This is a genomic window from Tropicimonas isoalkanivorans (assembly GCF_900112335.1).
Lineage (GTDB): Bacteria > Pseudomonadota > Alphaproteobacteria > Rhodobacterales > Rhodobacteraceae > Tropicimonas > Tropicimonas isoalkanivorans.
Genome location: NZ_FOLG01000010.1, coordinates 149,808 through 172,050 on the forward strand (window position 1 = coordinate 149,808; position 22,243 = coordinate 172,050).

General features: G+C 62.6%; 16 protein-coding genes. 5 read left to right on the top strand and 11 right to left on the bottom strand.

Annotation, left to right across the window (positions count from 1 at the left end; translation table 11 throughout):
* Position 1: 1 nt before the first annotated feature.
* The 5 genes from BM075_RS16065 (at position 2) to BM075_RS16085 (ending at position 9,617) form a co-directional block, all read left to right on the top strand.
* A complete protein-coding gene (locus BM075_RS16065; RefSeq protein ID WP_093361717.1) occupies positions 2 to 1,099 on the top strand; it encodes an ABC transporter ATP-binding protein in 1,098 nt (365 codons plus the stop codon).
* Positions 1,092 to 2,087 carry an ABC transporter ATP-binding protein gene (locus BM075_RS16070; protein WP_093361718.1) on the top strand — a complete coding sequence of 332 codons (996 nt, stop codon included), beginning with the start codon at positions 1,092 to 1,094 and terminating at the stop codon, positions 2,085 to 2,087. The genes BM075_RS16065 and BM075_RS16070 overlap by 8 nt, the downstream gene beginning before the upstream one ends.
* A gap of 11 nt (positions 2,088 to 2,098) precedes the next feature.
* Positions 2,099 to 3,721: a dihydroxyacetone kinase subunit DhaK gene (locus BM075_RS16075; RefSeq protein WP_093361719.1), complete on the top strand. Its 1,623-nt coding sequence runs from the start codon at positions 2,099 to 2,101 to the stop codon at positions 3,719 to 3,721.
* A 182-nt stretch (positions 3,722 to 3,903) separates the two neighbouring features.
* Entirely contained in the window at positions 3,904 to 5,331 is a 1,428-nt protein-coding gene (gene cls / locus BM075_RS16080; RefSeq protein WP_093361720.1) for a cardiolipin synthase, read from the top strand.
* A 404-nt stretch (positions 5,332 to 5,735) separates the two neighbouring features.
* Complete coding sequence (locus BM075_RS16085) at positions 5,736 to 9,617, top strand: Ig-like domain-containing protein (RefSeq protein ID WP_093361721.1); 3,882 nt, start codon at positions 5,736 to 5,738, stop codon at positions 9,615 to 9,617.
* A 127-nt stretch (positions 9,618 to 9,744) separates the two neighbouring features.
* Here BM075_RS16085 and BM075_RS16090 read toward each other — a convergent pair whose 3' ends face one another.
* The 11 genes from BM075_RS16090 to BM075_RS16140 all read right to left on the bottom strand — a co-directional run bounded on the left by BM075_RS16090 (position 9,745) and on the right by BM075_RS16140 (position 22,173).
* Positions 9,745 to 10,629: a DMT family transporter gene (locus BM075_RS16090; protein ID WP_093361722.1), complete on the bottom strand. Its 885-nt coding sequence runs from the start codon at positions 10,627 to 10,629 to the stop codon at positions 9,745 to 9,747.
* A gap of 345 nt (positions 10,630 to 10,974) precedes the next feature.
* Positions 10,975 to 11,754 (bottom strand): FadR/GntR family transcriptional regulator, encoded by a 780-nt coding sequence (locus BM075_RS16095; RefSeq protein ID WP_245758871.1) that lies wholly within the window; start codon positions 11,752 to 11,754, stop codon positions 10,975 to 10,977.
* Positions 11,700 to 12,692, bottom strand: a complete 993-nt coding sequence (gene yjfF / locus BM075_RS16100; protein WP_093361723.1) for a galactofuranose ABC transporter, permease protein YjfF — start codon at positions 12,690 to 12,692, stop codon at positions 11,700 to 11,702. Before yjfF ends, BM075_RS16095 begins: the two co-directional genes overlap by 55 nt.
* Positions 12,689 to 13,738, bottom strand: coding sequence for an ABC transporter permease (locus tag BM075_RS16105; protein WP_093361724.1), 1,050 nt, complete (start codon positions 13,736 to 13,738; stop codon positions 12,689 to 12,691). The genes yjfF and BM075_RS16105 overlap by 4 nt, the downstream gene beginning before the upstream one ends.
* The gene (locus tag BM075_RS16110) at positions 13,735 to 15,231 is read right to left on the bottom strand and encodes a sugar ABC transporter ATP-binding protein (protein ID WP_245758872.1); all 1,497 of its coding nucleotides are present in this window, start codon (positions 15,229 to 15,231) and stop codon (positions 13,735 to 13,737) included. Before BM075_RS16110 ends, BM075_RS16105 begins: the two co-directional genes overlap by 4 nt.
* Positions 15,232 to 15,343: 112 nt before the next feature.
* Positions 15,344 to 16,297, bottom strand: a complete 954-nt coding sequence (gene ytfQ / locus BM075_RS16115; RefSeq protein ID WP_093361726.1) for a galactofuranose ABC transporter, galactofuranose-binding protein YtfQ — start codon at positions 16,295 to 16,297, stop codon at positions 15,344 to 15,346.
* Between the two features lie 467 nt (positions 16,298 to 16,764).
* Entirely contained in the window at positions 16,765 to 17,541 is a 777-nt protein-coding gene (locus tag BM075_RS16120) for an SDR family NAD(P)-dependent oxidoreductase (RefSeq protein ID WP_093361727.1), read from the bottom strand.
* Positions 17,542 to 17,559: 18 nt separating this feature from the next.
* The gene (locus BM075_RS16125) at positions 17,560 to 18,513 is read right to left on the bottom strand and encodes an ABC transporter permease (protein ID WP_093361728.1); all 954 of its coding nucleotides are present in this window, start codon (positions 18,511 to 18,513) and stop codon (positions 17,560 to 17,562) included.
* The gene (locus BM075_RS16130; RefSeq protein WP_093361729.1) at positions 18,510 to 20,015 is read right to left on the bottom strand and encodes a sugar ABC transporter ATP-binding protein; all 1,506 of its coding nucleotides are present in this window, start codon (positions 20,013 to 20,015) and stop codon (positions 18,510 to 18,512) included. The genes BM075_RS16125 and BM075_RS16130 overlap by 4 nt, the downstream gene beginning before the upstream one ends.
* Complete coding sequence (locus BM075_RS16135; protein WP_093361747.1) at positions 20,012 to 20,938, bottom strand: ABC transporter permease; 927 nt, start codon at positions 20,936 to 20,938, stop codon at positions 20,012 to 20,014. The genes BM075_RS16130 and BM075_RS16135 overlap by 4 nt, the downstream gene beginning before the upstream one ends.
* A gap of 158 nt (positions 20,939 to 21,096) precedes the next feature.
* The gene (locus BM075_RS16140; protein WP_093361730.1) at positions 21,097 to 22,173 is read right to left on the bottom strand and encodes a sugar ABC transporter substrate-binding protein; all 1,077 of its coding nucleotides are present in this window, start codon (positions 22,171 to 22,173) and stop codon (positions 21,097 to 21,099) included.
* Positions 22,174 to 22,243 lie beyond the last annotated feature (70 nt).

The window sequence follows — 22,243 nt, forward strand, 5'->3', positions numbered from 1 at the left end:
CATGGCGCAGATACGCATAGAGAACCTGCGAAAGGACTTCGGCAGCTTCACGGCGGTTCAGTCGTCGAGCTTCACCATTGAGGATGGCGAGTTCTTCATGCTGCTCGGCCCCTCCGGCTGCGGCAAGACGACGACGCTTCGAATGATGGCCGGGCTGGAACTGCCGACCGCCGGTGAGATCTACATCGACGGCGAGGAGGTGAGCCAGAAACGCGCCCGCGAACGCGACATCGCTTTCGTTTTCCAGATGTTCGCGCTCTACCCGCACATGACCGTCGGCAAGAACATCAGCTACCCGCTCCGCAGCCAGGGCATGCCGAAAGCTGAGGTCAAGCGCAAGGTGAGCGAGGTGGCGCGCATCTTGGGGATCGAGGGCATCCTCAACAGCCCGGTCGGCGGGCTGTCGGGCGGCGACCGGCAGCGCGTTGCGCTCGGCCGGGCCATCGTCCGGGAGCCGAAGGCGTTCTTCATGGATGAACCGCTTGGTGCGCTTGATGCGGAATTCCGCGAGCACATGGCCGAGGAGCTGCGTGCTTTGCACGATCGGATGGGCGCGACCACCGTCTACGTGACCCACGACCAGCTTGAGGCGATGCAGATGGGCGACAAGATCGTGGTGATGAACCACGGCGTCGTGGAGCAGTTCGGCAAGCCGCAGGACATCTACGACTGGCCAGCCACCACGTTCGCCGCCGGTTTCATCGGATCGCCGCCCATGAACCTCCTGCCCTTCGACGGGTCGGTTGCCCCTGGCGCAACGGACGTCGCCTTCGGCACGAGCCGCCTTGCCGTACCGGAATCGCGCGAGCCGGGGAAAGGGGCGTTGGTCCTGGGCGTTCGCCCGGAACACGTCCGGTTGGACGATACCTCCGACTATCGGGCGCGCGTGACGGCGGTCGAATACCTCGGAACCACGCAGATCGTGACCCTTCGGGTCGACCATGGGGAGATAAAGGCGCGCATTCCGAGCACGACGCGCGTGCAGGAGGGGGAAAGCACCGGCATCGCGCTCGACGCCCGCAAACTCACCCTGTTCGACGCTGAAAGCGGCCGAGCCCTGCGCTCCGCCGCGAACGAGAAGGTGCTTTTCCATGGCTGAGGTAGAGCTTTCCGACGTCACACGGACCTTCGGTCGGACTTCGGCCCTTTCGAACGTCTCCATGACGGTGCCGGATGGCGCCTTCTTCGTGCTGCTCGGGCCCACGGGTGCCGGCAAGACGACGACGTTGCGCCTTGTCGCCGGGCTCGACCGGCCCGACAGCGGGGCGTTGCGCATCGGTGGCACGGCGGTGACGAACCTTACCCCCGCGCAGCGGAACGTGGCGATGGTGTTCCAGCAGTACTCGCTCTATCCGCACATGACGGTGCGGGAGAACCTGGCCTTTCCCCTGAAGTCGCCCTTGCTCCGGACACCGCAGGACCAGATCGACCGAAAAGTGCAGGAAGTGGCCGAGACGTTGCAGATCTCGCACAAGCTCGACAATCGAGCGACCGCGCTTTCGGGTGGCGAGATGCAGCGGGTCTCCATCGGGCGGGCGCTGGTCCGCAACCCGGCGGTCTACCTGATGGACGAACCTCTCAGTTCGCTCGACGCGAAGCTCCGTGCCGACCTTCGGGTGGAACTCAAGAACATTCAGGCCCGGACCGGCGCGACATTCCTCTACGTGACCCACGACCAGATCGAAGCCATGACCATGGCCACGCATGTCGGGGTGCTCGACCACGGCCGCCTCGTGCAGACGGGGCCGCCGCGGGAGATCTACGAGGACCCGGTCAGCATCTACGCCGCCAGCCGGCTTGGTCAGCCGCGGATCAACATCCTCCCGGCCGATCTCTTCGCCGGCGCGCCGTCCGGTGCAAAGTCCATCGGCCTGCGACCGGAACAGATCCACCAGGGCGAAGGCGAGGAGAGTTCGGTCGTTCGGGTTGAGCATCTGGGAGATCAGACGCGGCTGTATCTGTCGCTCCGCAATCACGATCTGGTCACCGTGACCGACGCTCACACACCTTTGCAGTCGGGCGACATCGTGAAGATCCGGCCCGAGCGTCCGTTCTATTTCGACGCCTCCGGCGCGCGCATACATTGAGGGAGATCCCAGTGACACAGTTCATCAACAAGAAAGAGGACATCGTGGCCGAGGCCGTCGACGGCCTGATCCGCGCGTCCGGTGGGAAACTCTCCCGTCTCGACGGGTATCCTCATATCCGGGTGGTCCTGCGCAGCGATTGGGACAAGTCCGGAGTCGCGCTGGTGTCGGGCGGCGGGTCGGGCCACGAACCGGCGCATGCGGGTTTCGTCGGGGAGGGCATGCTGACAGCCGCCGTCTGCGGCGATGTCTTCGCATCGCCTTCGGTGGACGCCGTGCTTGCCGGCATCCTCGCGGTGACGGGCCCCGCCGGGTGCTTGCTGATCGTCAAGAACTACACCGGAGATCGGCTCAATTTCGGTCTGGCCGCCGAACGTGCCCGCGCCTTCGGCCTGAAGGTCAGCATGGTCGTGGTGGACGACGACATCGCGTTGCCCGACCTGCCCCAGGCGCGCGGCGTTGCTGGCACGTTGTTTGTCCACAAGATCGCGGGAGCGCTCGCGCAGGGCGGCGCGGATCTGGAGACGGTGACGGCGGCCGCGGAGCGCGTGATAGCAGGGACCAAGTCGATCGGCATGTCGCTCGACACCTGCACCGTTCCCGGAACGCCCAAGGAACAGCGTATCAAGTTCGGCAAGGCCGAGCTCGGCCTGGGCATTCACGGCGAGGCAGGGGTCGAGCAGGTCGACTATACCGATGCGCAAACGGCCATGCATATGGTTGCGGAGCGGCTTTCGGAGCAGATGACGCCGGACACAGACTACGTGGCGATGCTCAACAATCTCGGCGGGACCTCTGTGCTGGAGATGCAGATCCTTGCCTACGAACTTGCGAATTCGCCGATTGGAGACCGCCTGACGCATCTGATCGGCCCCGCGTCGCTGATGACCTCGCTGGAGATGCGCGGTTTCTCGGTGTCCGTCTACCCGGCAAACCCCGAGCATCTCGAAGCGCTTTCGACGGCGACGCCACTTTCGGCCTGGCCCGGGCTCTCGCTGCTCGGCGATGCCCGTGTTGTTGACCTCCCGGACGGTCTGCGCCCGATCCGCCCAATGCCGTCCGATCATTCACCGACACGGGCGTTCCTGACCCGGTGCTGCGAGGTCTTCATCGACGCCGAAGCGGATCTGAACGCACTCGATGCGCGGACGGGCGATGGCGACACAGGCTCGACCCTCGCCGGTGCTTCTCGCGCGCTTCTCGGTGCCATGGACCGCCTTCCCCTTGCCGATCATACCCAACTCTATCGCGCAATTGGCCTCGAATTGAGCCAGACCATGGGAGGCTCTTCCGGCGTGCTGCTGGCGATCTTCTTCGCAGCCACGGGCGATGCGGCGTCGAGCGGGCATTCGCAACACGAAGCACTCAAGGCCGGTCTCGCCCGCATGCAGGAAATCGGCGGCGCGCAGGAGGGCGACCGGACGATGATTGACGCCCTGCGGCCGGCCCTCGACAGCCTGCCGGACGGGCTCGCCGCAGCGGCCAGAGCGGCACGGGATGGCGCGAACCGAACGGCCGAGATGGCCTCCGCCAACGCAGGGCGGTCGTCTTACCTGAATGCGGAACAATTGAAGGGACAAATCGATCCGGGCGCAGAGGCGGTCGCGCGTTTGTTCGAGAAACTCGCGGAATGACGTAGGAACGCGTGATCCGCGCCCGCCGCATGGGCACAGGATCGACCTGTCACCTCTGAAGCTGGGTGGTCGCCCCTGCGTGGCGGCGCGATAGCCTGCGATGACGCCATGGCACTTGCGTGACGGGCAAGGAATCTGCTGCGATGGCGGCGGATACCACGCCCGCCACAGGAGGATGGCCCATGCTCTGGATCGCGCTGCATTACGTGGTGGTGCTGGCTTGCGGAATGCGTGTCCTTCTCCGACCAAACCGGGACCCGACGTCCCGTGTGGCCTGGCTGGCTGTTCTCTTTGCAGTGCCGGTTTTCGGAATTCTGGCGTACCTTTTGCTGGGGGAAACGAGCATCGGTCGCGGTCGTATCGCCCGCATGAACCAGGTCATCGCGGAGTTGCCCCGCCCCGATAACACCCCAGGTACAGCCGACCCTACGGACGAAGGTCAAAACGAAACCTACGGGCATCTTTTCAAGGTGGGCCAGTCCATCAGCGGGTACCCTCCGGTTGGCCACAATCGCGCCAGCTTGATGGAGGATTCCGACAAGGCGATCGATCGAATGATGAAGGACGTCGATGCGGCCACCCGCCATGTCCACCTGATGTTCTACATCTGGCTGCCGGATACGAACGGCAAGAAAATGGCCCAGGCACTGATACGCGCCGCATCGCGCGGTGTGACCTGCCGGGCAATGGTGGACGATCTCGGCTCGCGCGACCTTATCAAGAGCTCACTTTGGGCGGAGATGGAACGGGCCGGCGTCAAGTTGGCCCGCGCCCTGCAGATCGGCAATCCGATCCTGCGGACGTTCAACGGTCGGGTCGACCTGCGCAACCACCGCAAAATCCTGGTGGTGGACAACCGGGTGACCTATTGCGGCAGCCAAAACTGCGCCGACCCGGCGTTTCTGCCAAAGGCGAAATATGCTCCCTGGGTCGACGCCGTCATGCGGTTCGAGGGGCCTGTTGTGCGACAGAACCAGCACCTTTTCGCCAGCGACTGGATGGCCAACTGCGACGAGGACATCTCCGATGTCTTGCGCGAGCCAACTGAACCACACCCTTCCGGCTTCACGGCGCAGGTCGTGGCAAGCGGACCGACGGTCCGGAATTCCGCCATGCCGGAGATGTTCGTCGGCATCATGTATGCGGCGCGCAGGGAAATGGTGATCACTACCCCGTATTACGTGCCGAACCCGTCAATTCAGGCCGCCCTGTGCGCTGCGGGCCATCGCGGCGTCGACGTGACGATTATCCTGCCGGCGCGCAACGATGATTTCGCAGTCGGGGCAACGAGCCGATCCTTCTACGCGGATCTTCTGTCAGCGGGCGTGAAGATTTATGAATACCTGCCGGGGCTGTTGCACACGAAATCCGTGACGGTGGACGGCGACCTCACGCTGATCGGGTCGGCGAACATGGATCGGCGCAGTTTTGATCTGAACTACGAAAACAACATCCTTTTCCACGACTCTGCCCTCACCCACGAGATGCGCCAGCGGCAGGAGGCATACATTGCCGACAGCAGGCCCGTTACGCTGGCGGAGGTGCAAGCCTGGCCGCCGCGGGCAAGACTCTGGAACAACGCGCTTGCGACGCTCGGCCCTGTCCTTTGACCTAACCAAAGACCGCCCGCCGGTACTGTATTTCGATCCCGACCGGGTTCGAGATCTCGCACAGGGTCAACCCTGAAATCTCCGTAGAGGCGGATCGAGGCATCGCATCCAGAATGGAACCGCGTCATGAACTGTCCATTGAGACTAAGACATACTTAAAGAGCGATTCTCCCAACCGCCCCGATCCGTGCCCCTCCTGCACCCCAATAGGTGGCGCACCGCAGAGGCGCGGTTTCCGTCTCCAATTGTCGACAACATCATGAAAGCGCCGCCAAACCCTCGCCATTGTTCATCAATTTCTGACTCATTTGCCCAGAAAATGCCGTCTTTGTGAACAACCCTAAGGAGAATACGGCGCGACGCCATTTCTCAGATTTTAACGGTTATTTTTTAAGGAGGGAACTATGCCGAAGCCTAGCGGTGGAAATGGAAGCGGTGGCGGTAAAAATGGCGGCTCCAGCCCGGTATTCGAAGTTCTCGGACTGACGGCAACCGAAGATGGACTCTACGGAACCGGTCAGAACGGCGCTCTCGTAACCGTCACGGTGACCGACCCGGCGACCGGGCAGACGTGGACCGGGCAGACATCGACCTGGTACGAAGAAAACGGCGTCTGGTATTGGGTCATCGACAGCAATTCCCTTACAAATCCCGACGACTCTTCGGATTTCTTCTCGGACGAAGCCGGGGATTTCACGGTCGTTGCCTCCTATGAGGAAATCAATCAGAGGAACGGCCGGACGAAAACGATCTCGACCGAGATCTACGACCTGAGCATTGCAGGAGAGGACACAACGGCTCCGACGGCGTCGGCACCCGTCCTTCTGGCATCCACGGACTCGGGCGTTGAGGGCGATGGCGTTACGAATGTCGATCTCGCCAGCTTCCGGATCGACCTGGATCCCACCGTGGAGGTCGGGGACCAGATCGACCTTCTGATCAACGGCACGGCTAATGTGTCCAGCACGATTACCCAGGACGACATCGACCAGGGCTTCATCATCCTCACGTCGACGAATTCCGGCCTCGACGAAGGGACCAACGACGTCCAGGCGCGCCTTTCCGATGCGGCAGGAAATTCCAGTGTCACGGCATCGATCAACCTGACACTCGACACGACTCCACCGGACGCGGTCATCGAGGCCGTTTTGACCGATGACGTTTTGCCGGATGCCGACGGTCTGGTTGCAGACGCGACGCCGACCCTGACCGGATCCGCCGAGGCGGGCGCGACAGTAGAACTATACGATGCGTCCGGCAGTCTGCTCGGGCAGACCGTCGCTTCGGACGGAACCTGGTCCATCGAAACGCCCCTGCTCGCGGACGGCACGCACGACCTGCACGTTGTGGTGACGGATGTCGCCGGCAATTCGACGACGTCTTCCGATTTCACTGTCACCATCGACAGCTCGGTCGCGGTTGCCACGCTGGACGGCATCTCCGATGACACGGGGACGTCCGGAGACAATATCACCTCCGACAGCAGCCCGTCCCTCTACGGCACGGCGGAGGTCGGGGCGACCGTCGTGGTCTACCCCGTCGTCGGTGGCGCCCCTGACCTGGCAGCCGGTGTCACGGCGAGCGTGGCAGCAGACGGCTCCTGGACCTTCGCTCCCGGTACCTTGACCGATGGCACGTATACCTATCGGGCCAAGGTTACCGACGCGGCGGGCAATACCGCCTGGACGACAGATCTGACCCTGGTTGTCGATACGACCGTGCAAGCGGCGGTTCTGACCGAAGTGCGCGTGGATGATGGCGGATCGCCCGACTCCCTGGCGATCTCCAGCGGTTCGACGACGACGGACACGAGCCCGCTTTTGATAGGGAGCGCCGAGCGCAATGCCCGCGTGGACATCTACGTCGACGGCGTGCTCGCCGCACAGACATTCGCGGACGACGGCGGACTCTGGTCTGCAAACCTCTCCGGGCTGTCCGCCGCTTCGCACGACATCACGCTGCAAACCGTCGATGTGGCGGGCAACGTGGCCGGGGATCCCGCCGGGCCAACCGAGTTTACGCTGCTCGTCGAAGCGCCGCCCCAGCCGGAATTCGATCCGCTCTACGGGGAGCAGTGGAATCTTACCATGCTGGGCGGGCTGGAAGACGTCTGGCAGGATTACACCGGCTTTGGTGTAACCGTCGCCATCTACGACGACGGCATCGCCTATGACCATGTCGATTTGGACGACAACTACGATGCGTCGCTGCACCTGACCTGGTCGGGCTCCGAACTGGACCCTCTTCCGTCAAATGCGGACGAAGGGGTTCACGGCACGGCTGTTGCCGGCGTCATTGCAGGAGAGCGGAACGGCCAAGGCACCATCGGGATCGCCTATGACGCAACCATCGTCGGCGTGAACATCTTTTCCGGACCTGCCAACATCAACGATGCAGACACGTCCGGCTTCGAATATGCCATTGCTCAGATGGGCAACTTCGATGTCGTGAACCACAGCTGGGGCGGCGCGCCGGTCTATCTCAACGACACCTCTCCCGCCATTCTGACCTTTGTGCAGGCGGCGGAAGACGCGACCACGTTCGGCCGCGAGGGCTTGGGGACGATCATCCTCAAGGCCGCCGGAAACTGGGCCGACAGCTCGCAAGGGGACTTTGCTGACACCACCCGATATACGATCACCGTCGGCGCGTACGACTCTGACGGCGACGTCTCATGGTACTCCAGCCGTGGCGCGAACATCCTCGTCTCGGCGCCGTCGAGCGGCAATACCATCGTCGATGCCGACGGAAACCTGACCGCGGACAGCAACCTACGGATCCCGACGACGGATCGCGACGGCGATTTCGGCTACGGCCCCGACAGCTGGAGCAGTGCCTTCGACACCAGCGGCTTCGGCGGCACCTCGGCGGCCACGCCCACCGTATCCGGAGTTGTCGCTCTGATGCTGGAGGCCAACCCCGACCTGGGTTGGCGCGACGTTCAGAACATCCTCGCGCAATCGGCCATCTGGACGGGCAGTGAAGTCGGCGTGCAAAACCACGACGCCGAACTCGTTCCGGTCGATCTCGACACCGACGGAGTCCGGGAGACGACCGGCTTCGACCAGATCGAGTACTTCGCCGGTGTCTGGAACGGAGCGGACACCTGGAACGGCGGCGGGATGCACTTTTCGGAGGACTACGGCTACGGCGCGGTCAGCGCGCTGGCGGCTGTGCGCATGTCCGAGGTGTGGAGCATGTTCGGAGATGCCCAGACCTCAGCGAACGAAGCCAGCTACGGAACAGGCGTCATGGCGCCTGACCTGTCGGTCTCGGGCGATGGCGACATTGCGAGCTGGAGCTTCGATTATTCTGGCCCGGCGATGGATCTGGAATACGTGGACATCTACGTCAACCTGTCCACCGCGTTGATGCAAGAGGTGATGCTTCAGATCACCTCGCCCGACGGCACGACCACCACGCTTCTGGACTTGCCGATCAACGACTATACGCCCGCCTACGACTTCCTCGGCCTGACCCTTCTCACCGTCAACGTTACCTGGACGTTCGGGGCGAACGCCTTCCGGGGCGAGGATCCGAACGGAACCTGGACCGTGACACTTCAGGAAAAGGACGCCACTTTCGACGTGGACAATTACGGCACCGAATTTGACGGGAATTCCATCGTGGAACTGGGGATGGACTTCCACGGCTTGGCAACCGGGCTCGAGAACGATGTCTACACCTACACTGACGAGATGCTGTCGATGGGCCTGAACACCGATCCCAGTCGCGTCAGCCTGACGGATACAGGAGGTGTCGACTGGTTGAACCTTGCCGCGATGACCGTGGACGCCTCAGTCGATCTGACCAGCGGAGTTACCGCCGACACTGGAAACGGGTTCGTACAGATCGCATCGTTCGAAGCCGGGACCGTGATCGAGAATGCGGTCACCGGAGACGGCAACGACGTGCTGGTCGGAAATGGCGCCGACAACCGTTTGGCCGGCATGCGTGGCGACGACGAGATCAGCGGCGGAAACGGATCGGACGAACTCTACGGCCACTTCGGGAACGATATCGTGTCGGGCGGGTCCGGCGCGGACATGTTCTATTTCGAGGCCGGCCATGGCGACGATGTCATTCTCGACTTCGACCAGTCCGAGTTCGACGTCGTTTCGCTGAGCGGTTTCTCGGAAACGTCGTTCGCGGACCTGTCCTTCAGCCTGTCGGGGTCGGATCAGGTCCTCAGCTTCTCCACCGGAGACAGTCTGACCTTCTCGAACGGCAGCGAACTGTTGTTGACAGCGAGCGACTTCCTGTTCGAAAGCCAGTTCGTCGCCTAAGCGTCAGACCACGCGTCCCTCTCGCTGGATTTCGGCTGGGTTCGGTGCAGTAACGACCCAGAGGTAAAGGGCGGTCCGTAGAGGCCGCCCTGATGCAGTGAAGCAAACCGGATACCGAGGGATCGCTCTAAAGGCTGCCCGGCCTCCGTTCCCGAAAGATCGTGAACACGCCGCTCCCGATGATGATGGCCGCGCCCATCACCGTCATCGAGTCCGGACTCTCTCGCCAGATCAGCCAGCCAAAGAGCGTGGCCCAGAGGAGGCCAGTGTAATCCAGTGGGGCCACGACAACGGCCGGGGCGACGCGGAAAGCTTGTGTCATCAGCGTCATGCCCACGGTGCCACACATGGCAATCCCCGCAAACAACCAGAGGTCCTCGGATCGGACCGGAACCCAGACGAAGGGAACGACCAACGCACTCAGCAGCGCCCCTGCTCCGGTCAGATAGACGAGCAACGTCCAGACGCTTTCGCGCCGGTCGACCCACCGGGCACTGAGCATCAGCATTGCGTACACAAGCGCCGTCGCGACCGGCAGCAGCGAGATCAGTTGAAAGGTCGCCCCGCCTGGACGGATGATCACGAGGACCCCGAGAAAGCCCGTCAGCACGGCCAGCCACCGACGCCAGCCAACGTGCTCCCCCAAAAAAAGCGCCGAGATCAGGGTCATGAAAAACGGCGCCACGAAGATCAATGCCGTTGCCTCCGCCAGACCAAGATAAATGAAGCTCGTAAAGAACATCATCGCGGCGCCAACCCAGAGCGCGCCGCGTAGCAGATGCGCCAGAGGTCTGTGCGATCGCAGAGCAGACGGCCCGCCCATAATCAGCGCAATGACCATCGTGAATGGCAGGGCGATAAGATTGCGCATGAACAGGATTTGCAGAGGGGAATAGCCGGACGTCAGGGACTTCGCGATCGCGTCATTGGCGCTCAGAAACGCCACCCCCACGCACATCAGTACGATGCCCTGAGCATAGGTTGCCGGCGCACTGCGAGCCGCTGTGTTCATTGTAACCCTCTTGCGCGGCGCGCCTCCGTGCCGTCGTACGTGGTTGAAATCGGCAAATGGCGCTGCCGACTTGCGTTGGCATGGTATGCACGGTCGCCTGAATTCTTGTTGTTATTTACACGCTCTTTCGGCCGAAATCGGCAAGACGCAGTCGCCATAGCTCCAAATTTGATACACTTCATGCATGGGATCGATGATGGTGATCGCCGCATCCTGCGCACCGTGCAGTCCGACGTGGCACATTCCACTGCTAAGATTTTCGAATGGTTCGACCTGTCCCAGACGCCTGGTTCGCGGCACGTCTCGACTATGTGAGGCAATGCAATTGCAGGCCGGATATGGCCTTCAGGAGATGAGGCTGGTCTCGGCGCCGTGGATCACGAGTTTCATCGCGGCTTCGGCGCGATCCGGATCGCGATCGGCGATGGCTTGAACGATGGCGCGGTGTTTGGCAGCGCTATGCGCAAGCTCCTCAGGGCTGCGGAAGGTCGTCTGCGCATCGACCTCCCGCTCGAGCAAGGTGATCAGGGTGGTCTGGACCAGATCGCCCAGCGAATGCATGAACCTGTTGCGGGTCATGCCGAGTATGGCCGTATGAAACTCGAGATCCGCGGCAATGAACTCCCGGCGCGTGGTGGCCTGCGACAGGGCGCGAACGAGTTCCTCGAGACTGCGGCACTCCTCGGGCCCGGCGCGCCGTGCGGCCATTGCCGCAGCCGCCGGTTCGAACACGAGGCGAATTTCGAACAACTCCTTCAGGAAGCCCCGCTGCTGTCGCAGGGACGCGTGCCAGCGCAGGACGTCGATATCGAACATGCTCCATTCCGTCGCCGGCCTGACGCGTGTTCCGACCTTGGCCTTGGATTCCAGTAAGCCCTTGGCGACCAGGATCTTCTTTGCCTCGCGCACCACGGTGCGCGACACGCCGAACATCTCCTCAAGGTCGGGATCGAACGGGATCAACGTGCCCTGAGGATACTCCCCGGCGACGATACCGAGACCCAGTTGCTCGACGACGTGCATCGTACTGTTCAGCGCCCGTTCGGCAAAGCCGCCGGGCGACGTGAAGTTCATGATTGCGTCGCGGATTCGCTCGCCGGTCTTCTTCCCTTCGTCGTCGCCCATCCCAATGCCTTTTGCAGCATGATGAACGCGAAGAGCAGGCCACCGATCACGATCTTGGTCCACCAGCTCGACAACGTGCCATCAAACACGATGTACGTCTGTATCAGACCCATGATGAGGATGCCAAAGAAAGTCCCTGCAACGTAGCCGGAGCCACCGGAAAGAAGCGTGCCGCCGATGACGACGGCGGCAATGGCGTCGAGCTCGACGCCGACGGTGGCGAGCGAATAGCCGGCGGAGGTGTAGATCGAATAGACGATCCCCGCGAGCCCGGCGAGCCCGCCCCCGATGGCGTAAATCGTGATCGTGGTGCGTGCGATCGGCACGCCCATCAGCCGGGCCGTCCCGGCACTGCCGCCGAGGGCATAGACGTTCCGGCCGAAGCGCGTCTTGTGCAGGACGATCATCGCGACGATGTAGGCGAGGATCATGATGCCCCCGATGAGGCGGAACCGCCCACCGCCCGGCGCCTTCCACACGACATCCTGGATCGTGTCGTAGAACGGATGGGTGATCGGCACGGAATCGGTCGACAGCACATAGGCCAGACCGCGCATCAGGAACATGCCGGCAAGGGTGACGATAAAGGGCGGCATCTCGAGATAGTGGATAATGCTGCCCATCGCGGCGCCGAAGGCGGTGGTCACCATCAGCAGGAGGACGAAGGCCACCAGCGGGTGCATCGAGGTATCGCGCAAGATCACCGCGAGAAAAACGCCGGAAAACGCAATGACCGAGCCCACGGAAAGGTCGATCCCGCCCGACAAAATCACGAAGGTCATACCGACCGCAGTAAGGCCGAGAAACGCGTTATCGGTCAGCAGGTTGGCCACCACCCGTGTCGAAAGCATCGAGGGGTATTGGGAGGCCGAGATCAGAAAGGCCAGCACGAAGGTGGTCATGGTGATGTAGAGCGCGAGGCGGGGCGAACGCATCATGACCGGGTCTCCTTCGCGGGTTGGGGCCTGGACGCCGGACCTGGCATGTCGGACACCGTCGAACTGGCCTTGGCCCGGAGCAAATAGATGGATTGCTTCACTATGGGCGACTGGATCACCAGGATCACGATGATGATGAGAGCCTTGATGACCAGATTGAACTCCGGCGGCATTCCCGAGAGCAAGATGACAGAGTTCACCGATTGGATGATGAGCGCGCCGAGCAGCGAAGCGACGATGGAAAAGCGCCCGCCCAGCAGTGAGTTACCGCCGATCACCACCGCAAGGATCGCATCGAGCTCCATCCACAGCCCGGCGTTGTTGGCATCTGCGCCTTTGATGTCGGCCGCGACGATCACCCCTGCGAGGGCCGCGACGAAACCGGAGGTGAGGTAGACGGTCACCAGGAGCACGCGGGAATTGATGCCGGCCAGCCGTGAGGCCGTTTCATTGATGCCGATGGCTTCGATCAGCATGCCGAGGGCGGTGCGCCGAACGACGAGGGTGACGAGCGCGCCCATGGCAAGCCAGATCACAATGGGCGTGGGAATGCCGAACACCGTGCCCGCGCCCAGATGGATCAGCCCCTCGTTCAGGAAGGTCATGATCTTGCCTTCCGTGATGAGCTGGGCCACCCCGCGGCCCGCCACCATCAGCACCAGTGTGGCAACGATAGGCTGAACGCGAAAGAAAGCGACCAACATACCGTTCCAAAGCCCGCAGGCGAGTCCGGCGGCGAGAGCGGCGAGCAGCGCCGTGAACCAACCCGCGCCACCTGTCACGACACTGGCGGCAACCGCGCCGGCAATGGCCATCACCGCACCGACGGAAAGGTCGATGCCCTTGGTGGCGATTACCAGAGTCATGCCGATTGACAGAAGTGCGACGGGCGCGCCGCGGTTCAACACATCGATCAGGTTGCCGAAGAGCCGGCCGTTCTGAACCTCGATGTGGAAGAAACCGGGAAAGACCGCGAAGTTCAGCAGCAAGACGACGCCGAGAATTAGCAGCTGCGGCAGAACACGTCGGAAAGTCGCGGCGATCATGCAGCCGTCTCCCCCTGGCTGATGGATTTAACAATCCGATCGGTGGTGATTTCTTCGCCGCGCAATTCTCGTACCTGGCGGCGGTCCCTCAGCACCACCACGCGGGTCGAATAGGCGACCAGTTCCTCCATCTCGGAAGACGCGACGATCAAGGCCATGCCCTGCTCCCGCAGCCGCTCGATCAGGTCGATGATTTCAGCGTGGGCGCCTACATCAATGCCGCGGGTGGGCTCATCCAGGATCAGGATGTCCGGCTCCGTCGCCAGCCAGCGCGCGAGCAGCGCCTTCTGCTGGTTCCCGCCCGAGAGCAGCCGGATTGGCATGTTCGGGCTTGCCAGACGGATGTCGAGCGCCTTGACGTATTCATCCACGATCTGGTTGATCCGCGACCGTTTCAGGGGCCGCGTCCAGCCCTGGCGGGCCTGTAACGACAGGATGATGTTCTCGCGCACGGACAGATCGCCCACGATGCCATCGGTCTTGCGGTCTTCCGGGCAGAGGCCGAGGCTATGTTCAAGGGCGGTGCGCGGGCTGCTGAGACGGATGGACTTGCCGCTCAGTTCGGCGCTGCCCTGGTCAGCGGACACGACGCCAAAAATCACCTTGCAGGTCTCGGTACGACCCGAACCGAGAAGGCCCGCGAGACCAACGACTTCACCCTCGCGCAAGTCAAGGTCGAAGGGTTCGATCATACCACGCTTGCCGAAGCCTTTCATGCTCAGGATGGTCTCCCCCGGGCTGGACTGCTTGGCTCTGCGCTTGGTGGCCTCCAGATGGTGGCCGAGCATGAGTTCGACGATGTCGCCCTGGGATACATCCGCCAGCTTGCGCTCTCCGACCACGCAGCCGTTTCGCAACACCGTGGCGCGATCGCAAAGCTCGAAAACCTGGTCGAGGAAGTGGGTGATGAAGACCACCGCCATCCCGCGTGACGTCAGGTTGCGCACGACCGAGAACACCAATTCGATCTCTTCACGGTCCAGGCTCGCGGTCGGCTCGTCGAGGATCAGCACCTTGCCGGAAAGCTCGACGGCCCGGGCGATGGCGACCACCTGTTGGATCGCTATGGAATAGGATGAGAGGAGCTGCGTCGGGTCGATGTCGAGGCCGTAGCCCTTCAGGATTTCGCGGGCGCGCCGGTGCATCTCGCGATGGTCCAGCAGCCGGCGCTTCATGGGCTGCCAACCGAGGAAAAGGTTGTCGGACACCGACATGTTTTCCAGAAGGTTGACCTCCTGGTAGACGGTACCAATACCGAGCGCCTGACTCTCGACCGGGCTGCGCGGGTCGATCTGGGCGCCGTCGAGTTCAATCGTGCCGCCGTCGCGATGGTAGGCGCCGGTAAGGCTCTTGATCAGGGTGGACTTGCCAGCGCCGTTTTCGCCAAGCAGGGCGTGGACTTCGCCCGGGTAGAGCGTGAGATCGACCTTGTCGAGCGCGATGGCTCCGGCAAAGAACTTGTCGATCCCCTTCGCGCGCAGGATCGGTTTCATTTGCGTCTCCATGGCTTGCTCCCTCCTCCCGCGAGTAAGCCGCCGGCCACTTGGCCGATGCCGTAGCGAGAAGGCCCCCTGTTGGAGGCCTCCCCGCATTCTTCGGGCTATATCAGTAACCGAGGCCTTTTTTCATCTCGTAAACGGCCTGGTTGTCGTCGTCGGCCGTGAAGCGCTTGGATTCAGTCTGAACCCATTTCTCCGGCTCGGTGCCGTCAGCCCAGTAGGCTTCAAGGATGTCGAAGGCCGGACCTGCCATGTTCGGCGTGAGTTCGACGGTCGCGTTGGCTTCGCCGTTGGCAATAGCCAGGTGCATGTCCGGAACGGCGTCGATGGCGACGACGAGGATGTCGCTGCCGGGGGCCGCGCCGGCTTCCTTGATGGCCTGAATCGCACCCACGGCCATGTCGTCGTTATGCGCATAGAGCGCGCAGATGTTCTCGGCGCCTTCGGCCTTGAGGAAGCTCTCCATCACCACTTTGCCCTGGGCGCGGGTGAAATCGCCGGTCTGGCTGCGAACGATTTCGATGTTCGGATGATCCGAAATAGCCTTCTCGAAGCCGGCCTTGCGGTCGATCGCGGGCGAGGACCCGGTCGTTCCCTGGAGTTCGACCACGCGGCAGGGCTCTTCACCGACGGTGTCGACGAGCCACTGGCCAGCCACTTCACCTTCGTAGACGGTATCAGAGGTGACGGCGGTCATGTAGAGATCGTCCGGCGCGTCGACCTTGCGGTCCAGCAGGATAACCGGAATTTCGGCGTCCTTGGCTTCTTCGAGGACCGAGTCCCAGCCAGTGGCGACGACGGGCGCGAGAAGGATGGCGTCAACGCCCTGAGCGATGAATCCACGCAGCGCCTTGATCTGGTTTTCCTGTTTTTGCTGGGCGTCAGCGAATTTCAGGTCTATGCCCCGCTCGGCAGCTTGTTCCTTGGTAACGGTGGTTTCCGCGGCCCGCCATCCGGACTCGGAACCGATCTGCGAGAAGCCGACCGTCTTGTCGGCAGCCCATGCGCCGACCGGCACAAGCGCCATGGCCGACACGAGAAGTGCTGTTTTGATCTTCATGGTATCCTCCCGTAATCACGTTGATCACATGGCTAATAAGTATGATTTATTGGGCTTGGTAAATGGACGATCCTGCTGCTAACATGTGCGATTCAACATCGTCGAGCAGTTTTCACGCCTGAGCAGGCGGGCCAGATGGCAACAGGCTCAGGACGGGCCGGCCCCCACACGCCGGATCAACGGCGAGCCGACGCAGCTCCGCTCATGGACAATCGCCCAACCGAGAAATCAAGGAGCTATTGGGTATCCGGTCGGCCTTCCGCAGGCATCATCATCGCGCCCGGCGCAAACAATTTTATTGCCTGGACCATGTCGTTCAAAGGCTGACCCGGCGAGTGAACACTCGCCGGGTCAGCCACTTTTCAGTTCAAAACAGGCTTCGTTCGTGCATCCTCGCAAGGCTCCCCAAGGGACCCCATCGGACTGCCTCGAACTTGCAGGCATCTGAATTGCCTGCGTCAAGCTCGTCAGACTGTCATTTTCATTCCGCCATCGACAAAGTACGTGGACCCAATCGAGTAGCTTGCCCGATCCGAGCAGAGGAAGACGAAGAAGTCGGCGAGCTCCGCGGGCGTACAGAAGCGCTTGATCGGCGCGTGCTCGTCCGCCACCTCCTGCAGATAGCCCTGCCAGTCACCGCCCTTGTCAGCTGTAAGTTCGCGAGCCGTCTTTTCCCAGTCGGGCGTCTGGACCAGCCCGGGATTCACGCAGTTCACCCGGATGTTGCGCCCCACGAGTTCGGTTGCGAGGGTGCGCGAGAACATCATCAGGGCAGACTTTGTGACATTGTAGATCGGCTCGTACCACAGAGGCTGCACCGCACAGATCGAAGCGTTGTGAAGGATCACACCGCCGCCCTTGGCCTCCATCTGCGGCACCAGACCGCGCGCCAGCCTCACCGCCGCGAGCACATGCAGATCCCAGTAAGCCTGCCACTTTTCATCCGGCGCCTCCATGATGGTCTCATTGGAGCCGGTGCCGGCGTTGTTGATGAGGATGTCTGCGCCGCCAGCGTCCTCCGCCGCCGCGACCACCGCTGCGACGCCCTCGGGCGTGCTGACATCGCCAACAGCCGGACGTGCAAGTTCGCCAATCCGATCGCAAGCATCTTTCACCTGAGTTTCGCGCCGCCCGTTGATGAGCACCGTCACGCCTTCGGCCGCGAGGCCTTCCGCGACAGCGAGCCCAATACCGGCCGAGGCGCCCGTAATGACCGCAGTTTTGCCCTTGAGATTAAGTTCCATAGTCCGATCCCATTTCCACTATTTCACGATTTGCAAGAGATCCCGATCGAGCGTGAGCGCGATGGCGCAGATTAAGACGCTGCCGAAAAGGATCTGCTGGGCGAAGACGTCTACGCCCATGAACGTCATGCCGATGCGCATGACGATAACGATGAGCGTGCCAACCACGGTGCGCCCTACCCCGCCAGTGCCGCCAGTGATGGCGGTTCCCCCAACCAGCACGGCAGCAATTGCGGGGAGCAGAAGCTGCTCCGCCCCGGCAGGATTGCCGCTGGTCATCCGCGCGGCCAGAAGCGCGCCGCCGCAGGCCGCAAAGGCACCGGCGATTGTGAACGCGATCAATTTCTGGCGCCCGACGTGGATCCCTGAGGCCCGAACGGCGCTTTCGCCCGCTCCAATGGCCCGGATGGCACGACCGAATTTGGTGTAGCGCTGGATGTAGACGCCGATCAGGCAGACGACCGCACCGATCAGGATGATGCGCGGAATACCGAAACTGTCGCCGATGACCGGGTCGAGAACGTGGCGGTACTCGCCCGCGATGGTCACGGTGCGCGACGAAGACAGCCAAAGCGCCATCCCGGAGACGATCCCCCCCGTCGCCAGGGTTGCGATGAAGGAAGGCACACGCAGAAGGACGTGAACAAGCCCAGAGAAGAGCCCCGCGCCTGCGCCAGCCAGGATTGCCGCTGGATAGGCCGCCAGTCCGATCGAAGGGATCAACATTGCCACGATCACCCCGCCGAGCGACGCGACGGCAGGCACGGAAAGGTCGATGGAACCCAGCAGGATCACGAAGGACAGGCCCGCCGCCAGTGTGAACAGAACAACGGAATCCGCCAGGATCACGAGTATGGTGCTGCCGCTGAAGAAGCCCGGAGAGGCGAGGACGATGATCGCGGTCAGCAGGATGAGAAAGACCGTCGGCGCGGCCGAAAGAACCTGCCCGCGAGAGGGGAACGTTGCAGTCATACCATATGCTCCACGATGCGTGTCTGGGACGGCTTGTCCCCGGCAGGGGCGGGAATATCGGCTGTGATCTCACCGTCTCGCATCACCAGAACACGGTGGGAGAGGCCGATGGTCTCGGCCAGCGTGTCGGCGAGCAACAGTATGGCATAACCCTCGCGACAAAGCTCCCGGATCAGCGAGAAGACCTCATGCTTGGCGCCCACGTCCACGCCGCGGGTCGGGTGGTCGAGCACCAGGATTCGGGAGTCCGCATTGAGCCACTTGGCAATGACGGCCTTTTGCTGGTTTCCCCCCGACAGCGAGCGGATCGGCGCCGCTGGTCCCGGTGTCTTGATCCGCAACCGCTCGATCCACTCCCGCGCCAGTGCCGTTTCGCGCCGTCGGTCCAGCCCGAACGGTCCGGTGATGCTGTCCAGATTTGCCAGCGAAATGTTCTCGGAGACCGGCAACATCGGCACCATGCCCTCGATCCCACGTTCGGAGGGGACGAAGCCGAGCCCTTTTCGCACCGCGACGGAAGGGTCGGGAATGCCCTCGACCTTGCCGTGGATAACGATCTCTCCGCTCTCCGGGCGCTCCATGCCGAAGACCGCACGGGCCAGCGCCTCGCGTCCGGACCCGATCACGCCGGCAATACCCAGCACCTCGCCCGCGTGCAAAGTCAGGTTGATGTTGCGGTAAGCCCGCCCACTACCGAGGCCGCGCAACTCCAACGCAACGCTGTCCTGGGGAGGCTCCTGCTCGTCTTCGAGGTAGAAATTGTGCTCCAGCACCCGGCCGACCATAACCTCGTGCAGATCGGACTCGCGCGCACCAGCTGCTGGCCGCTCGTCCACCACCTCGCCATCCTTCATCGTGTAGATGCGGTCCGAGATCTCCAGAACCTCGTCCAGCCGGTGCGAAACGAAAATAAAGCTTGCCCGGTCCTTGAGTGCCCGGATGCGGGCGAAGAGCACATCGATCTCCGCCTGCTCCAGAACAGATGTCGGTTCGTCCAGCAGGATCACCAGCCTTTCCACGTCGCGCTCCTCAAGAGTGAGCGCCTTGGCCAGCTCGACCATCTGGCGCTCCGCGAACGTGAGCTCGCTCGCCGGCCGCACCGGGTCGATATCCAGTTGAACCTTTTCGAGATTGCGCCGGGCTGCTTCCCGCATGGCGGCATGGTCGATCAGCCCATACTTCGTGAATCGACGTTCCTGACCGAGATACATGTTCTCCGCGATAGAAAGCGGCAGGATCAGCGATTGCTCCTGATAGACCATTCCGATGCCCGCGGCATTGGCGTCGAGCGTACCGGAGAAGCGAACCGGCTCGCCATCGATAGTGAATGCGCCAGAACTCGGCTGGACGACGCCCGCAAGAATGCGCATCAACGTCGATTTTCCGGCGCCGTTCTCCCCCACCAGGCCAACGACTTCGCCCGGGTGGACCTCGATGGTCGCATTGGCAAGCGCCGTGACCGGGCCGTAGGTCTTGGTAACGTTCTCGAGCTTGAGGCTCATTTGTAGACGCCCTCCCGGATGCGCGCAGTAGAAGAGGCCACAGCCAGGATGATGAGCACGCCGAGCACGGCTTGCTGCAGGTAGGGCGGAACGCCCATCAGGATCATTCCGTTGCCGAGCACCGTTACCAGCAGAACACCGAGCACGGAGTTGAGGACCCCGCCGCGGCCACCGGTCAGCGACGTGCCGCCGAGCACGACTGCGGTGATGGTTGTGAACAGGCGTCCATCGCCGATATCGACGTTGCCTTGCCCGAGCTGCGCCACCGACAGTGCCGCGGCCAGCCCATAGAAGCCGCCGGCGATGGCGAACACGGCGGCGCGTGTGCGCCGGATCGGCAGACCGGAGAGCTTAGCAATCTCCTCGTTCCCGCCGATGGCAACCACGTAGCGCCCGAAGCGTGACCGGGCCTGCATCAGCGCAGCAAATGCGACGATCGCCAGCACCAGCCAAACCGACAACGGGAGGCCAAAAACCCGCTGGAGGATCAGCACACGCAAGTCAGCCGAGCGCACCGCAATTGTTCCGCCCCCCAGAAGAAGCGTCGCTAGTCCGGCCGAAACGAACCACATTCCGAGCGTCACCATGAAGGACGGGATCCGCAACAACGTATGCAGAAGTCCCGACACCGCCCCTGTGGCAATGCCTGTCACCACTGCGGCGCCGAGGGCCAGCACGCTGCCGAGCGCTCCGTCGTCGACCCGCAGCACCATTGCCGTGATGGCGGCGGAGAGTGCGATCACCCCCTGCACCGACAGGTCGATGCTGCCCATGATGATCACGAAGGTCGCGCCGACGGCCAGAAGCACCGGGATTGCCGAGATCGAAGCCACCCGGCCGAGGTTGGCGGCGCTCAGGAAGGACGGATTGTACAGCGAGATCGCGATCGTCGCGACGATCAGCGCAATCAGCGGCGGCGCCATTTGAGCAAACGCGGATCCCGGGCGAAGCCAGGACGGCCGCCTCGGGGTCAAGGCAACGGTTTTTGAAACCATTGGGAAGCAGTCTCCCTGAAGGTAAATACGGCCCGGCACTCCGCCGTCGGCGTTCATCCGGGGACGGGGTGCCGGCCAGATCAGGATTACTCGATCGGGCCGGCGTAGCGTGCCCAAATGTCGTCTACATCCAATTCGGGAGCCGTCACGAAATTTGCCTCGTAGAACGCCTGCGCGTTCTCCGCGGTCACGACCACCCCCTTGGCGTAGAATTCCCGTTTGTCCTTGCCGAGCGACTCGGGGTCGATCTCGCCAAGGCGAGCCCTGAGCGGAATGGCCAGCCCAATGCTCCCCTGCCAGAACGGATCCCACGAAACCGTGGCGACCATCTCGCCGTCAATGACCGCCTGCACTGCGGTCTCGATCCCGTCGATGCCGGTGATGGCAACCTGCCCGGACATGCCGTTCACCCGAAGCGCCTCCAGCGCGCCGATCGCCATGTCATCGTTGGCGCACCAGATGCCGCCGAACTGACCTGAGAAGCGGGTGAGCCACGTGTTGACGATGTCATAGGCCTTTGACGATTGCCAATCGCCGACCTGGTAGTCGAGAAGCTCGACACCCGACGCATCCGCCAAGGCAGCCTCCAGCCCGGCACGGCGCTGGATCGCGACGGTGTTCGACAGTGTGCCGCCAAGCGCGAGAATGCCCCCCTGCCCGCCCATCGCTTCAAAGAGAACCTCGGCCGTGGTGCGGCCGTATTGCTCCCCGTTGAAGCTCATGTGCGCCACGTAATTGGGCCCCATGTCCCACGGATGCAGGTCGTCGGGCTTGTTCCACTGAGTCATAACATGCGCGCCGGCCTCCACGCATGCCTCCACGATGGGGCGCGCATCGGCGGCGTCATTGGGGTCCACATTGACCACCGCATTCCCACCGGTACGGGCGAGGATGCCGCGGATATCCGCCACACCTTTCTCGCTGTCGCCCTCCGTGACCAACGTCACGTAATCCAGCCCGACCCGACTGGCGAAAGCCTCACCGCCGGCGTTCCAAGCAGCGTGATACGGGTTCGAAAGTGAACGGATCGAGTTGACGAGCAATGGTGCGTCACCCTGCGCGAAGACCCGCCCAACAAGTGGCATTGTCGCAAGTACGCTTGCCGATGCCGCGGACCCGAGAAAGGCGCGCCGACTCAGCGCAGCCTGATAGAACTTTTTCATTTCTTCCTCCCTTGGATGGACTTGACTTGCTATTCACGTCCTGTGACTAACTATGCACAGCCCTTTATAG